Genomic DNA, 15,621 nt, shown 5'->3' on the forward strand with positions numbered 1-15,621 from the left:
TCAACTAAACTTTATGAAATTCTGTGTCAAAGGTGGTCTTGCAAGAAGTTGAGATCGAGGCTATCTTCCCACGGTGGCTCTGGGTAGAGCAGTGCCAAATGATAGTCGATATCCCGTTCAACTTCGTTCATGTCAATGCGATCGAACCAACTTGACATAATGGCGAGATCTTGATCGCGCAAAGGCGAAATCGGGGCAGCATGATCAAACGGCTCTGCTCGATAGCGCCGCCGATTGACCGTCTTAACATAGCGCCACGGATTGACAGGAGGCGGATCAAGGCTGAGACGCTCCAGAGATCGAATCGGCGGCAGAGAGGGACTTTCATGAAGCGGAGTCTCGTCGATCGAGTCATGATCCGCGGGTGACACGTTTAACATAAGACAATCAGGCTGAAAGGCTGTGAGAGTAAACCCTGAGATCAAACGCCCTGAAGTCAAGTCTGAGTTGAGAAATAAGCAGAATGCGTGGATCTACTGTATCGAGAAATAGGTAGAACCTCAATCGGTCTTTTGTCATGTGCAGTTCAGTCGAATCTCAGCCGCATCATTGTGCGATCGTCACAGTTTGACTGCCCCTTGTCTCAAGACTGCCCAGTCTTCTCCTGTCCATTTCACCACAGTTGAAGGTGTGCCAGATAAAGGTTCTGCTGATTCAATCGGCAACATAAGCACGTCTGGAAATTCGGTTGCGATCGCATCCATTGACAGTAAAGCGGGCTGTCCAGAACGATTAGCGCTTGTTGTCGCTAATGCCCCAGTTTGTGCCAAAATCTGTCGCGCCAGCGTATGATTTGGAACCCTTACGCCGATCGTCGTGGGATCAGTGGGATTCATTGTGGCTGGAACACGATCGCTCGATGGTAAAACAAGCGTTAAAGCTCCGGGTAAATATTTTTGGGCAGTTTCGTTCCAGATTTCAAGTTCTCGATCGCTGCCTTTGACGTATTGCCAGAGTTCGTCGATCTCACTTGCCATCAGAATCAGCGGTTTGTCGAGACTGCGTTGTTTAGCGGTGAAGATGAGATCGGCTCGATCGGGTTTGGCAGCGAGTGCAGGGACGGTATCGGTCGGGAAGCTAGCAAGATGAGTTCCAGCCCGAACGGAGGTAACTAGGGCCGCTAGGGAGACTTGAGGCATAAAAGAAAGTTGGAATGAATGTGGCTCTTGGATAGAGTTGCATGTTTGGGAAGATCCCAAGCGCTGAAAAATCAATTTAATACAACTTGGGATGCTTAATTTCCCAAGTCAGCAGAGGTAATAGAGCTAAGCCCCTAGTAGTATGTACAAGTGTGCATACTATAATTGAGATGGTTTACCAATGGAATAGAGACAAGGCAGCAGCCAATCTTCGCAAGCATGGTATTGACTTCGCTGATGCAGTATCCGTTTTCTCGGATGATCTGGCAATCACTATTCCAGATGAGCGGTTTGACGAAGAGCGATTTGTCACGATCGGTGTCGATGCATTTGGAAGAGTTTTGGTGGTTGTCTACACCTTGCGGGACGATGAAATCCGGGTTATCTCGGCTCGCAGAGCGACTCGGCAAGAACGGCAGCAGTATGAGGAAGGATAATTATGGAAGCTGAATACGATTTTAGCCAGGGGAAACGAGGGGCGATCGACCCAACACCAGCAGGAAAAACTCGGATCACCATTCGATTAGATGACGAGGTTTTAACATGGTTTCGTGAACAAGCTCACAGTGCAGGCGGAGGGAATTATCAAACAATGATTAACGAAGCTTTACGCCAGCACATTCAACAGAGCCATGAGCCTTTAGAAGAAACCCTACGTAGAGTTGTTCGTGAAGAATTAGAGCGTATTGAGCAGTGAGGTTTTACTGAGGGTTAATCGTTCGCGGTGGCGGACAGACGAAAGATACTGATGCTGAGTTTAAGGCTATCTGCCGCTGCTGCTGTTTGCCGTTCTCAATCTTTCTGACAGCGATCGACCTGTTCCTCCCCGTCGCACCATAATCAACTCTGCACAGATACTCACTGCAATTTCTTCTGGCGTTAAGGCTCCAATCTCTAATCCAATCGGTGCGTAAATCGATCGTAATTTCTCCGGGTCAATCTCTAACGTCTGATAAACCTTTCTCACTCGCTTCTCGCTGCCGATCATGCCCAAATAGCGGCAAGGCAATTTTCGATTCAATAAAGCTTGTAATGCAGTAAGGTCGTACTGATAACCGCGTGTTACTAAAGCTGCATAGAGTTCCGTGTGATTCGCAAGTTCATCGACAACTTCGTCGATCGCACAATGAGCAACTCTTGCCTGCGGATACAACTCTGCATTTGCCCACTCTGCTCGATCGTCTTGCACGATTACCTGAAATCCAACCAAATCTGCAACCTTTGCCAACTGAATACCGCAGTGACCCGCTCCGACAATCAGCAGCGTTGGTGCAGGGTGCAGCGTTTCGATAAAGGCTTGCTCCGGGCAGTCTTGCGACAAATAAGGAAAGCGATCGTCAAAAGGAGTCACGATCGATACTGTTTGTCCCGATTCCAGCATCGTCATCATTTGACGAACTAGAGAAAGCGATCGCTCACCTTGCCAGCGTTCTAACCAAACTCGCATTGTGCCGCCGCAAATTCCTTGGGTTTCTCGGTTTGGCGCACCTGTGAGATCGATCTCAACCCATTGTTTACGACCTGTTTCGAGAATGGCGCGAGCTTGCTGAATCACTTTCGCTTCCCCTGCACCGCCCCCAATCGTTCCCAAAATGCGACCATCTGCACAAATCAGCATCTTTGCACCCACTTCACGCGGAACAGAACCTTGGGTTTGAATCACGGTTGCGAGTACCGCAGGCATGGTTTCTAGAACTTGCGCAAATTGGCGATCGAACATGGACTATTCACATCCAAATTGACTTTGTTGACGGCATTGGCGATCGCCTTGAATCGTACCATTCAAGCTTTCTAGAGGCAGTATCGTGAAATGATAAAACTTTCGCCCGTCATTTGCTTCTTTGAAGGCAGTCGTGCGATATCCAAACTGCTTGCCGCGAAAATATCGATTTTCTACTGAATGATAGTCAACCTTCGCAATATATTGCGAGGCGCGAAAATCATTGGCGATCGCACTGCTATAAATCCGGCGAATCAAATCCAAATTTTGCCGAGTAAATCCAGCAAACGGCTCAGCCGTAGCGAATGCGATTGTTTCTCTTTGCGAAATTTTATCTTGACGATCCGGACTCATCGAAAACACAACCGTACCATTAGATAGCGTGGCTTGACTCGTATAGAAGGGCAACCCACTTAACTCTGCAATCCCTCGACCTAACGGCGATAAAAGCGAATGTTGTTTCGCCCAATTTTTCACGGTTTGCACAGAATTACCCGGAACTGCGTGTGCAGAAGTATTGAAATTACACAGTAGAGAAAATCCGACACTCAGAATAATCAGATTGCGTTTCATAGATGGCGAGCAAGACAACACCGAATGCTACAGCATAAAATTCAGCGAATCCTGATGCATTCAAAGTTTTCCATACGGAAAAACTCAGTGCAAAAAACACACTCAAAATACCCAGATCTCCTTTAATATTCAATTGCCGAAATACTCGCACCTATGTTAGACAGTCGCCGTCCTAGTTCTCAATCTCCAAAATCTCGTCCTGCTTGGATCAACTGGTTCTACAACTTACCGATCGGGCGCAAACAACTTCTCGCCTTAACGCTGTGTGAATTCATTCCCATGGTGGGATTTGGGATTGGCTCGACCTTCGTGCTCACCAACAGTTTGAGAACTCAACTGCTGTCTCAAGCCAAATCCGAACTCGCGGTCACGGAAACGAACTACAACATCAAAGTCAATCAGATGGGATTTGGCTCTCGGGGTCAATCTGACAATTCCGCCGTGATCGCAGCGACTAAAAATCATCAAAACAATCAAGCTCCACCTGCGGACTTGCAAAAGATTTTGCAAAACGAAGTCAAAGCCCGCCGCATGGAATATGCCACGCTCGTTGGCAAGGATTTACGCATCATTGCCAGTGCCAATAATTCGCGATCGAAGGAAACGATCACTTCACCCAAACTCGTCGCCCTGATTCAGCAAGTTCTCAAAGACGGCAATCAAATCAAAGCCAACGAAATCGTCAGTGGAGACGAACTCAGCAAAGAAGCTCCACCGCTTCCAGACGGATTCAAACCTCAAGATGCTTTAATTCGCTATGTCGTCACGCCTGTTCGTGATCCGGACAACGAGAACGTTCTCGGCGTGCTGATTTTTGGAGACATTGCCAATCGCAAACTCCCGATCGTTGAAAATACCCTCAATTCATTTGGTGGCGGCTATAGTGCGATTTATCTACGCCGCGCAGATGGCAACTTTAGCTTAGCTACCTCACTCACAAAAGACGATTCCCAACAGTCTCAAATTGATGTCGCACTGGCTGATCCTGCGATTCTCCAATCCGCGATCGCGGCCAACGGAGAAACTGTGACTCAACGACTTGAGATTAATGGACAAATGCATACCGTCGCGGTCAAAGCTTTGCCAAATCGAATTATCGAAACCCCAGAGCGAGCCGTTCGCATCAATGCGGATCAACCCACTGCGCTGATTGTCCGGGGAACTCCTGAAGGCGCTTTGAATCAATTGCTCTGGGAGAGTATGCAGCAACAAGGCATGGCGTTTGCGCTGGCATTCGTGACGATCGTGGCTTGGACGGCTCTGTTCCGTCGGATGGTCGTTAAACCGATTCAGAACCTTCAGCAAACGACAGAAGCATTTGCGGACGGGGATCGCACAGTCCGAGCCGAAATCTATGCGAAAGATGAAGTCGGGAAACTGGCGATGGCGTTTAATCACATGGCGGATAGCATTCGGTCTTCGGAAAGTGCGCTCGAAACGGAAGTTTCGCGTCAAGAAGAACAGACCCGAGAAGCAAGAGCCTTGAGCGAGATTACGGTGCGAATGCGGCGATCGTTGAATGCTGCTCAGATTTTGCAAACGGCAATCACTGAAACTCGGAATTTTCTCAAGCTCGATCGTGTGATTGTGTATCAATTCCAAAATCCGGAAACGCTTGATGCGCTGATCTCGAATGAATCGATCGGCAATGAAAGCTTTAGTGTCATCCATCAATCCATTCAAGATCCCCTAGGACTGCAACGCATTGAGCAATATCAGTTCCAGTCACCTTGGGTGATTCAGAACTCAGCTGCAGAACCCAACGATACGTACAGACAGCAAGCCGCAACCCTGAATACAAAAGCTGAACTGATCGTCCCGCTCAAGCAGAATGAGCAAGTTACAGGATTAGTGTGTGCTCAGATGTGTAATTCCCCGCACAAGTGGCAACAATCTGAGGTCAATTTCCTGTCTCAACTGGTGACACAAATCGGTTACGCGCTCGATCAAGCAAATCTGCTTCAAGAGCACCAACGCGCGCTACAAGATGCCGAAACTCGCAAAGATTCCTTACAGCGGCAAATCATTCAACTCTTAGGCGAAGTGCAAAACGTTTCCGCCGGAGATTTGACCGTGCATGCCAATACGAATGCTGGTGATTTAGGTATCGTCGCAGACTTCTTTAATGCGATCGTCGAAAATCTCCGCACGATCGTTGTCAAAGTCAAACAATCGTCTGCACAAGTGAATGACCTGCTCAGCCAAAACGAAGGCGAAGTCGAACAGCTTGCCGTGCAAGCGAGACAGCAAGCTCAGGAAACAATTCGGACGTTAGATTCGGTTGAGCAAATGACGCAAGCCATGCAAGCTGTAGCAGAACGGGCGCAAAAAGCAGCGATCTCTGCCGAACAAGCTGCGATCGCGGCTGAATCTGGCGAAACGATCATGGATTCAACCGTGACCAGCATTTACAGCCTCAGAGCAACCGTTGAAGATGCGACGCGCAAAGTCAAACAACTCGGCGAATCGTCTCAACACATTGGACGAGTCGTATCGCTGATTAATGATTTAGCAACTCAAACGGATTTACTCGCCATTAATGCCAGTATTGAAGCAACTCGCGCTGGCGAACACGGACGAGGATTCAGCATTGTGGCAAATGAAATTGCAGAATTAGCCTCTCGATCAGCAAATGCAACTCGCGAAATTGCTGCCATTATTGAAACGATCCAGCAGCAAACGGGTGAAGTTGTAAGCACGATGACGCATGGTGCAACTCAAGCCGTCGAAAGCGCTCATTCTGCCCGCAATGCGAAGCAGAGCTTGCTGCATGTGGTTCAAGTCTCTCAACAGATGGATCAGCTCGTGAAATCGATTTCGGAAACGATGGCAGCTCAAGCGATGACTTCTCGCTCAGTCACGAGCTTGATTCAAGAAGTTGCCGAAGTGTCAAATCGCACATCTGATTCTTCGCTGCGAGTTTCAGATGCATTGCGGCAAACGGTTGGTGTAGCTGAAGAACTGCAATCCTCAGTGGAAATGTTTAAAATCCAGGCAGGCGATCGAGCAGATATATAGCGAACATTCAAAAGCGCGATCGATCTGCGAAGATAAGCATCCAATCTTGTTGAATCGTCATCATGCAATCCCCACTCAGGCGAATTCTCACGGGAGTCATCTTCTTTCTCATCACAGTTTTGGCGGCAACAGGCGGCTATATTTTAGCGGGCTGGTCGCCGCTCGATGCGATCTATATGGTTGTGATTACGGTGTTTGGGGTGGGCTTCGGGGAAGTGCAACCGATTAATACACCCGCTCTGAAGGTCTTTACCATTTTGGTGATTATTAGTGGCACATCTTCAGCTGTATATGCGGTTGGAGGATTTGTGCAGATGATTACAGAAGGCGAAATCAACCAGCTTTTAGGAAAACGACGTATGACGCGCACGATCGAAGGTTTGAAAGACCATGTGATTATTTGCGGCTTTGGGCGTATGGGTCAAATTCTGGCAAAAAGACTGACAGACTCGCTCGTTCCGTTTGTGGTGATTGATAACAATGCTGAGCGGATTGAGCAAGCCGAAACGTTAGGGTATTTGGTCTACACCGGCAATGCAACCGATGACACTGTGCTGTATCAAGTGGGTATCGATCGAGCAAGAGCTCTAACAACCGTTCTCCCAGATGATGCGGCAAACGTTTTCATTACGTTGACAGCTCGTGAACTGAATCCCAAATTAATGATTGTGTCGCGGGGTGAATTGCCTTCAACTGAAAAGAAATTACGTTTAGCAGGCGCGGATCAAGTGGTGCTTCCGGCTTCAATTAGTGCGTTCCGTATGGCACATATGATCACTCATCCAGCGACACTCGATTTCTTCAGCCAAGGCGATGAGCGCGCGACGTTGAATGAGTTGCTAGGACAACTCGATATTCAAGTCGATGAATTGCTGATTGATTCAGCGTCTGGACTAATTGGAGCGACGATCGGGGATATTGAACTTCGGGGCAAAGGCACGATGATTATTGTGGCGCTGCGACGAGCGGACGGGACAACGGTGACGCATCCGTCTCAGTCTACTTTCTTGCATGAAGGCGATGCCGTGATTATCTTAGGTCATCAAGTGGATATGCCGCATGTAATGCGGAACTTAGGTGCGCGTCGAAAAATGCGGTATCGCGGCTCATCGCGAGTCTGGAAAGGCTAAAGCCCCAAATCAACAGCAACTCGATGCGCACAAGCAAACCCCGAGAATGCCACTGCATTTAAACCTTGTCCCGGAAATGTGCTATCTCCTACACAGTAAAGATTCGCGATCGCGGTTCAAGATTCATCAGGTTGTACAGGCTTCAACATCTGCCAAATTGCTGCATCAACTTGCACCAGATATTCTGACTCTAGCTGTCCAATCTTGCGGATGATGCGTTTTCGATCGATTGCCCGCATTTGGAAAACCATTGCGACTGACGGTAAGGTCAACCCATTCTGCTTCGACGGCTTGATTTCTACCGTAAATGAGAAACGGAGCGCTCCCAACGAAGATGTAATGGGGATAACCATCAACATTGGGGAGTTTCCAAGATCGGTCTGTACTGCGATCGCAGGTCGGTTGCCTTTTTCTTCTCGCTTATCTGAATCTGGCAGACTGACCAGGAGAATGTCTCCTCTTGCCATCTAGTTCTCCTGAGATGCCAGTGTTGCGTCTAAATTGATCCAATCCTCATCGCTTGCAGCTTCCCAATCCGCAAATTCTTGTGCGAGAGATGAATCGTCGATCAAGGAAGCAAGCAGTGAGACAATTTCGCTATTGACAGATTTTCCTTGTCCCTGTGCCCGATGCGCGATCGCTTGATATAAGTTGATCGGCAACGTCACTTCTGTACTAATTGTGTCTGAAGCATTCATGACATCACTAATAATGAAGACGATTGTTTACATTATGACTTAGGATTAAAGCCCCAAATCGACTGCAACTCGATGCGCGCAAGCAAAGCCCGAAAACGCGACTGCATTTAAGCCTTGTCCCGGAAATGTACTATCTCCCACGCAATAAAGATTGGCGATCGCAGTTCGATTAAACGGCATTCCAAGCAATCCAGGCAATTTCCGTGCAGGAATCGGACCATAGGTGCCATTCTCCCGTCCTAAAAATCGTCGATGCGTTCTTGGGGTTCCGACTTCTTGGTAATCTAAGCCCTGAATTAAATTCGGGAAAAGTTGAGTTAAGCGATCGATTAATCGATTCGCTGCTGCCTCTTTTTTCGCCTTATATTCACTGGGTGAAAGATTCTCCCATTCCTGCATCCAACTGGGCGTAAAGGTATGCACAATATGATGTCCTTCAGGCGCTAAGCTCGGATCAAGCAAGGTTGGAATCGAGACAAAGATTGTGCCTTGTTCGGCTTCCATTTCATCCCAAGTTTCCAGCAAAATGTGATGACATTCTACATCCGCAGGCAATGCTTCAGCTTTGACTCCTAAATGCAAACTTAAGAAACTAGGAGATTGTTGATAGCGTTGTTGCCATTTTGTTTCTGAGTTGGGCTTTTGCGATGCAGGAAGTAACTTTTCAAACGTATCCCATCGTGTTGCATTTGAAACCACTCTCTTGGCTCGCAATGTTTCACCGGATGCGAGTTTCACGCCGACTGCGCGATTGTTTTCAATCAAAATTTCTGTGACGCGCGTCTTGTATTTAATCTGACTACCCGCCTTTTCTAACCCTTCAACTAGCTTCTGCGCGATTTGTCCAACGCCACCTTTGGGATAGTTAATTCCGCCGTAATGGCGATCGCTAAACACCATGCCCGCATTGATCATCGGCGTACGATCGGCTGGCACAACTGACCAGATATAGCACTCTGCATCGATGAACTTCAGCAATTGCGGATCGTGAATGTATCGACGTGCAATATCTCCAGCATTTTGCGGCAAATATTTGACTAATCCTAAACAAGCAAAAGGATGCTGGAAAAACACTCGCGTCAAGTATCCCAATTCCTCAAGCGAGAGTAGCTCCATCACATTGAGACAGTTAAACACTTTCCAGCATTCATCATAAAACTGCCGAATGCCTTTCTCTTCATGGGGAAAGTAAGCGATCAATTCTTGGAGAAACTTCTCATAGTCTTTGTGAACTTTGAGATCTAACCCATCGGGCAAATGATAGTGAACTTGTACCGGATCAGGAATTGTTTCGATCGACATTCCGACCCCATCCAATGCCCGAGTCAGTAAATTGGTTGTGCCTTTATCGCCAAATCCAAAAATCATTGATGCACCGACATCAAAGCGATAGCCACTGTCGCGATCGAAATAGCCAGCACTCCCACCAGGAATCAAATACCGTTCTAAGACTAAAACATTTGCTCCTTTTGCCGCGAGTTGGGAAGCGGTGACTAATCCGCCAATGCCAGACCCAATCACAATTACGTCGTAGTCGGTAGAACTCATGAAATTTAGCGATCGCTCAACTTTACAGTTCTTAGTGTATAGGGATTTGGGGACGAAGTGGGGAGTGGGGAGATAGGGAGTGGGGAGATAGGGCGATCAACGACTCTCTACTCCCCACTTCTCTATCCAACTTTGCCTCCTCCCATCAAATACAACAATGCCATCCGCACCGCGACCCCACTTGTCACTTGCTGCGAAATCAAACTCAGCACCGGATCATCCATCAAATCCGAACTGATCTCAACGCCTCGATTCACCGGGCCGGGATGCAGCACTCTCACGTCTGGATTACACAGCTTTAAGCGATCGCGCGTGATCCCGAATTGTTGATGATACTCACGCAAACTCGGCAACAGATGGCTGGTCATTCGTTCTTTTTGCAAGCGCAATGTCATGACAAAATCTGCATCAATTAGCGCAGGCTCTAATGTCCAATGAATGAACAATTTTCGAGAAATTTCTGGATTGCTTGTTTTAACAAAATCCGCGAACTCTTTTGGCAGCAATGTCGGGGGCGCAGCTAAGTGAACTTCTGCTCCACTAGCAGTCAAGCTCCAAATGTTGGATCGAGCCACCCGCGAATGCAAGATATCGCCCACGATCGCAATTTTTTTGCCTTCGAGTAACGTCGATCGCGGTTTTTCAACATCCATCAACGAACAAATCGTAAACAGATCAAGCAACGCTTGAGACGGATGCTCATGTTGCCCATCACCTGCATTAAGCACTCCGACTTTGACATTTAAGCGATCCATTTCATCAGCGATCGCTTGTGGCACTCCGGCTTCTTTATGTCGAATCACCATCATGTCCGTTCCCATTGCTAAATATGTTTTAGCTGTATCTAGAATGGTTTCTCCTTTGGTGATCGAAGAAGTACTCGCGGCAAAGTTCAATGTATCGGCTGACAACCGTTTCGCTGCGAGTTCAAAACTGCTGCGGGTTCGAGTCGAAGGTTCAAAAAACAAATTTGCTACAACTTGACCTTGCAGCGTCGGAACCTTTTTAGTGCGACGAGTCAACACTTCTCGAAAACTACTTGCCGTCTGCAAAACGGTGTCATATTCCGCAGGCGAAAAATCAGCAAGCGATAAAACGTGGCGACGATTCCAACTCATATAATGATTCGATGAGCGCATAGCTCATTATTCATACCGCAGAATGGAGTCATCAGCACAAGTTTTAATCATTCAAGTTCCGGGAAGCTTTGGAAATCCTCCAGTGGTTGCCATTTGCATAACGAAGTCCCATAACTGTTTCAGCGACTCCGGATTCTGCTTGACCCATTTCACTAACTCACCCATTTGATCGGCACGTTTCTGAGTTACAAGCTCACCCCAAACTTTACGTCGATCGTTCAATTGTTCTGGGTCACTGGATTCAATCTCCTTAAGAATCCACCATTGAAAGATCGGTGAGAAGAGATCCCAAGTCGGCGGGTTGTCCTGCGTCCGAATGAGAAGACCGCGTTCAGTTAATTCGTTGATTTCTCGATCCTTTGTTTCCAAAAAATCTGGCAAATCTCGCAATTCATATCGTGCACCTGTAACTTTACCTTCCAATTTTTGCAAGGTAATCAGCATGAGAAGCAATTTTTCAATTTCGCTAGTTCCTTGCCATAAGCCTTCTAAAATTGGTCTTGCTTCAGATTTAAATCGCTCTCCAATAGAACTTGGGTCACTCAAGGGAAGTTGTATGTCAAAACGTTGGTCAAAGAGTTCAGCAGCAGCAATTTGGATAAGGCGGGGATGATATCCAGATAAGTAAGCAATATAACGAGTTTCAGCAGGCGTAAATGGGGGTTGATTCGTTTGTTCAACTCGTTGGAGAAACTTGAGCAACTCAGATTCGCTGAAACTACGGAGACGGTAATTGGTGAAACCATTCTCAAATGCAGAGTAGTTAGGAGTTGTGAGGGGTTTACAGAGTTCTTGTAAGGAGTAGCGTGTTGCAACAACAAGATTTGCGCGATTAGAATCACGAGTCGTGAGAGAGCGAAAGCCTTGTAGAAAAGTACGGGTGTTATCAAAGTGTTCAGGACTAGTACGGATGAGACAATCAAAATCATCTAGAACTAGCACAATACGTTTTGCTGCTCCTGCTGCAACATCTAAAACCTCATGAAAATCATTATGATTAAGTTCATTACCCTCATCAATTCTGGTAAGTAAAGCTCGACATTTATCTTTGATAGGACTAGGTTCAAGTTTTCGATCAAGTTGTTTGATGGTTTGCAACCAAAAATTACTGATACTTAATGGAATAATTGTATCCTGGCAATTAAAAAAGATAGAAATATGATTTTGAAGATAAGCTTCTTTCCAATCTCTCGGTGGATTGGCAATATAGTTAAGCATCAAAGATTTACCAACACCACGCTCACCATAAATTCCTAAAGACCCTCCCTCTACTACTAATGGACTGAAGAAACGGCTATTCTTCTGAGGAGTAACCGTCGCTTGTTCGAGAGAAGTTGAGCTTTGTAAGAAAGGATTAATTTCTGGACTCATAAATTCCTAATCAGTCTTAATATAAGGTGCTAGCTTTACTTTGAGAGTTTTTCTAGAAGATAAGAAGAGAAAAGTAAATATTCCCATACATAAGAATGAGAAGCCTGCGATAAAAAAAGAAAAAAACAGGGTGAATTCTATAATAGGATTATCAAAAATATTAATTGTGCCCCCTATAAAAGCTGCAATTACAAAAGGAACAAATGAGCGAAAGAAGAAAGTAGAACTGGTTATGAGAGTGGATTGACGACTCACAAAACTATCAATTAATTTCTGTACTTCTAAATCTTCCAAAGCTTCTACCTTGAGAGATTTATCATTAATATTTAGCTTGTCAACTGTATACTCAAGCTTTATTCTTTTACGTAACTCATTTAATTCCTCTTTTAATTTTTGTTGCTCCTTTAAACTTTTTTCATGTAATTCATCCAATTCCGTCTTCGATTTTTGTTGCTCTTCTCTTCTACTCTTACGCAATTTTCCCAGCTCTTCCAATGCTTTTTGCCGCTCTTCTGTTATTTGCTGAATTTGATTTTCTAGAATATTGTTCTTGATATTTTGAGTGATTCTCTTCAACGAATGCAGTGTTTCCTGAAAACGATTAAGCTCATTTTCAGGAATTCCAATTATAAATTCTAATTCTTTCCAAATAGCCTTCTCTTCTACTTCTATTTCTTCTATCAATCTCTCGCTTTGAGAAATAAAAAGCGAAGTTCTATTAGTGCTGTTACAATCCCTTAACTCTTTTTCCAATATCTTTGTGAGTCTTCTCATCAAATCTATTACAAGCTTCTTCTGGTAAACTTCAGAATCTTGTATTTCACATAGTCTTTTGTAGTTCTGAATCGCTAGATCAAAATCGCCTCTTTCCTCAGCTATTAAAGAACTATCTTCCAGAGCTTGTGTCAGAGCAGCTAAGAAAAATTGATCATTCTCATATAACTTTTCCAAAGTGGCTATCTTAGCCTTCCAGTCATTACCATGTTCATATTGCTCCAGGATTGCTTGTAGCACTCGAATGTCTTTCGGCGCTTTTTCAAGTACTTTCTCATAACTGTCAAATTCTTTGACTAAACATCTAGCAAGCCCTTGAAACGCTTGATCACTGCTCCGTAATTCGATCTGCTCTCTATACAATTCAATTGCAAGTGAAAAATTCTCTTCCTGTTCAGTTTGTTGAACATAGATCGATAAAGCTTCTTCCAAAGAATTCTGGATTCTACTATCATACTGTCGTAGCTTCCGCAGAGTCTTGACTCTGTCAGCTAACTTTCCAGCTAACCGGTACGCCTCTGCTAATCCTTGCAATGCTTCAGGATAATTAGGCATTAAACTTAATGCTTCTTCATAGTCTTTTATTGCAATATCATAGCCTCCTGCTTGCCTTGCTTTCTCTGCAAACTCATATCTATAGCGTGCTTGTAAGCGTCGGATGTCTTCGCTTTCTTCTCGATTGGGTTCTACTAATATGTTCTCAGCAATCCAAAGTTCTATAATCTTGACCGAGATTCTGAGGTGCTGAGAGTTTCTTTGTAATAGATCCCAGGTCAATAAGCTTTCAAGAGTATTTGTTAATTCGTCAATGCTCAATTGAATATTACTTCTTACTAAGAGATTAGCAATTTTTTGGCGATCAATTAATTGATGTTCACTAGCTAACTGTGCAACTGCTGCCAAAACCCGTTCTTCAAGTGGAGGAACTTTTACGATGCTTGAGATCGCATTACTGTACGTTTCCAGCACATGAGGCACAATTTCATCAACATCGGCTGCCTCAACCAACTCCCGCTCCTGATCCACAGCTACTCTCTGAAAAACCTCTGACCCCAATGCTTGAGTTAAATGCGGTTGACCATTTGTAAGTTGATAAATTCTATCTATTGCTTCAGGTTGATAGGTTAGTAGGTTAGTAGCAGGAGTTTCAATTAATTCACGAGTCTCTTTATGCGAAAGAAACCCTAGACGAATGCTCTGTCCAGCACTTTCGATCGGATCATACTGAATTGGCAATTTTCCTGTCTGTCGTCCCAATGTCAAAACCCATTTCAATCGAGTCTCACTCGACACAAGCTGTCCCAAAAACGGAATCAAAGTCTGCATCGCTTGTGGAGCCGATTGCCCTTCTAAATTGTCAAACTCATCCACCAAAATTGCTAAATCACGATCGCCCAATTTCTCATAAACCTGAGGCAACCAAACATCCTGAAATAGAGCATGATTGGCTTCCCACTCTGGCAAACTTGGCGCAGTCAATTGCAATTCGCGCGCGATCGCTTCCGCAAGATGCCACTGAAACTGCGGCAAAGTATCTTGCACATACCGCTGAATATCAAAAATCACAGGAACTAAGGGAGCCTGAAATGCCTGCATTCCCTCAGCACTCTTGAGAAAAACCGATAATTGCTTCAGAAACGAAGTCTTTCCAATCCGCCGTTGACCTTGCAACAACACAACATTCGAGGTTTGCAAGGCTTTTTGAACCTTAGAGAGTAACTCCGATCGCCCATAAAAATCCGTTCCCATTACAGGAGGACCAACTTTGTAAGGATTGATCAGTAGCTTGCTCATAAGAACGTAGATCTACTTGGGTTTCTATTTTGATTATGAGCGAATTTACAAACCTCGTAGCTGCTTAGAATCAAGAAAAAATCTATAGAATCTATGATTGCACTCCTCTAATTTCATAAAAATCTCAGGTTTTGCGTGTCTTACAGCAACTCTAGACAATGCAGATTCGGATTATTAATTAATTCTTGAATCGCTTCTGCCCCAGCACGAATCAAAGCTTCCACCTGCTGAGTCGGCGCATTTCCGCATCGAAGCCATATTACTTTAGGTGGAGAACCATACAGACGACTTCGTTCAGCAAAATCTGCATCCTGAGTCATAATACAAAAATCATGTGCTTTCGCAAATCCCCAGATCTCTGTATCTGTGTCTTCTGCTAACTCATGAAACTGAACATGGCTGGAATTCGGAAAAATGTCTGCTAATCGAGTGACTAACTTCCGACTCAAGTTTTGGTCAAAGAGCAGTTTCAAGCTGCACCTACTGAAGCAATGAGACGATGATCCCGATCAGCAGCAAATTCTAAACAAGCTCTGATGTCAAGTTCTGTCAGTTCAGGGAAATCTTCTAAAATCTCAGCATGAGACATCCCCGCCGCCAGCCAACCCAAAACATCATACACAGTAATTCTCATTCGGCGAATGCAAGGTTTGCCGCCCCGTTTGTCTGGTTCGATCGTAATAATGTCTCGATAGCTCATCGTTTTACCTGAATCAT

The 15,621-nt window shown here is 45.3% G+C and carries 16 protein-coding genes; 4 read left to right on the plus strand and 12 right to left on the minus strand.

Annotated features, from left to right (window positions below; all coding sequences use genetic code 11):
• Positions 1-26: 26 nt before the first annotated feature.
• Positions 27-380: a hypothetical protein gene (locus OU814_RS15900; protein WP_017287699.1), complete on the minus strand. Its 354-nt coding sequence runs from the start codon at positions 378-380 to the stop codon at positions 27-29.
• A gap of 180 nt (positions 381-560) precedes the next feature.
• Positions 561-1,139 (minus strand): L-threonylcarbamoyladenylate synthase, encoded by a 579-nt coding sequence (locus OU814_RS15905; protein WP_268184183.1) that lies wholly within the window; start codon positions 1,137-1,139, stop codon positions 561-563.
• Between the two features lie 170 nt (positions 1,140-1,309).
• On the opposite strand from OU814_RS15905, the gene OU814_RS15910 reads away from it, so the two are divergent.
• Positions 1,310-1,576: a BrnT family toxin gene (locus OU814_RS15910; protein WP_017287701.1), complete on the plus strand. Its 267-nt coding sequence runs from the start codon at positions 1,310-1,312 to the stop codon at positions 1,574-1,576.
• A gap of 2 nt (positions 1,577-1,578) precedes the next feature.
• A complete protein-coding gene (locus OU814_RS15915; RefSeq protein ID WP_017287702.1) occupies positions 1,579-1,836 on the plus strand; it encodes a BrnA antitoxin family protein in 258 nt (85 codons plus the stop codon).
• 66 nt (positions 1,837-1,902) lie between these two features.
• On the opposite strand, the gene OU814_RS15920 is transcribed toward OU814_RS15915, so the two are convergent.
• On the minus strand, positions 1,903-2,859 hold the full coding sequence (locus tag OU814_RS15920) for an XdhC family protein (RefSeq protein ID WP_268184186.1): 957 nt from the start codon (positions 2,857-2,859) through the stop codon (positions 1,903-1,905).
• Positions 2,860-2,862: 3 nt separating this feature from the next.
• Positions 2,863-3,432: a hypothetical protein gene (locus OU814_RS15925; RefSeq protein ID WP_144056187.1), complete on the minus strand. Its 570-nt coding sequence runs from the start codon at positions 3,430-3,432 to the stop codon at positions 2,863-2,865.
• 153 nt (positions 3,433-3,585) lie between these two features.
• On the opposite strand from OU814_RS15925, the gene OU814_RS15930 reads away from it, so the two are divergent.
• The gene (locus OU814_RS15930) at positions 3,586-6,450 is read left to right on the plus strand and encodes a methyl-accepting chemotaxis protein (protein ID WP_190652840.1); all 2,865 of its coding nucleotides are present in this window, start codon (positions 3,586-3,588) and stop codon (positions 6,448-6,450) included.
• Positions 6,451-6,512: 62 nt separating this feature from the next.
• On the plus strand, positions 6,513-7,580 hold the full coding sequence (locus OU814_RS15935) for a potassium channel family protein (RefSeq protein ID WP_017287707.1): 1,068 nt from the start codon (positions 6,513-6,515) through the stop codon (positions 7,578-7,580).
• A gap of 116 nt (positions 7,581-7,696) precedes the next feature.
• Here the strand turns inward: OU814_RS15935 and OU814_RS15940 are convergent, their stop codons facing one another.
• The 8 genes from OU814_RS15940 to OU814_RS15975 all read right to left on the minus strand — a co-directional run bounded on the left by OU814_RS15940 (position 7,697) and on the right by OU814_RS15975 (position 15,604).
• A complete protein-coding gene (locus tag OU814_RS15940) occupies positions 7,697-8,047 on the minus strand; it encodes a type II toxin-antitoxin system PemK/MazF family toxin (RefSeq protein ID WP_268184188.1) in 351 nt (116 codons plus the stop codon).
• A complete protein-coding gene (locus OU814_RS15945) occupies positions 8,048-8,278 on the minus strand; it encodes an Arc family DNA-binding protein (RefSeq protein ID WP_017287709.1) in 231 nt (76 codons plus the stop codon).
• A 45-nt stretch (positions 8,279-8,323) separates the two neighbouring features.
• Positions 8,324-9,826, minus strand: a complete 1,503-nt coding sequence (gene crtH, locus OU814_RS15950; protein ID WP_017287710.1) for a carotenoid isomerase — start codon at positions 9,824-9,826, stop codon at positions 8,324-8,326.
• Positions 9,827-9,948: 122 nt separating this feature from the next.
• The gene (locus tag OU814_RS15955; protein WP_268184191.1) at positions 9,949-10,944 is read right to left on the minus strand and encodes an aspartate carbamoyltransferase catalytic subunit; all 996 of its coding nucleotides are present in this window, start codon (positions 10,942-10,944) and stop codon (positions 9,949-9,951) included.
• Between the two features lie 72 nt (positions 10,945-11,016).
• Positions 11,017-12,336 (minus strand): AAA family ATPase, encoded by a 1,320-nt coding sequence (locus OU814_RS15960; protein WP_268184193.1) that lies wholly within the window; start codon positions 12,334-12,336, stop codon positions 11,017-11,019.
• A 6-nt stretch (positions 12,337-12,342) separates the two neighbouring features.
• On the minus strand, positions 12,343-14,859 hold the full coding sequence (locus OU814_RS15965; RefSeq protein WP_268184195.1) for an nSTAND1 domain-containing NTPase: 2,517 nt from the start codon (positions 14,857-14,859) through the stop codon (positions 12,343-12,345).
• Between the two features lie 185 nt (positions 14,860-15,044).
• Entirely contained in the window at positions 15,045-15,377 is a 333-nt protein-coding gene (locus OU814_RS15970) for a DUF5615 family PIN-like protein (protein ID WP_268184197.1), read from the minus strand.
• Positions 15,374-15,604 carry a DUF433 domain-containing protein gene (locus OU814_RS15975; protein WP_268184199.1) on the minus strand — a complete coding sequence of 77 codons (231 nt, stop codon included), beginning with the start codon at positions 15,602-15,604 and terminating at the stop codon, positions 15,374-15,376. Before OU814_RS15975 ends, OU814_RS15970 begins: the two co-directional genes overlap by 4 nt.
• Positions 15,605-15,621: the final 17 nt, after the last annotated feature.

The organism is Leptolyngbya sp. GGD (genome assembly GCF_026735145.1).
In the GTDB taxonomy this organism is placed as follows: domain Bacteria; phylum Cyanobacteriota; class Cyanobacteriia; order Leptolyngbyales; family Leptolyngbyaceae; genus Leptolyngbya; species Leptolyngbya boryana.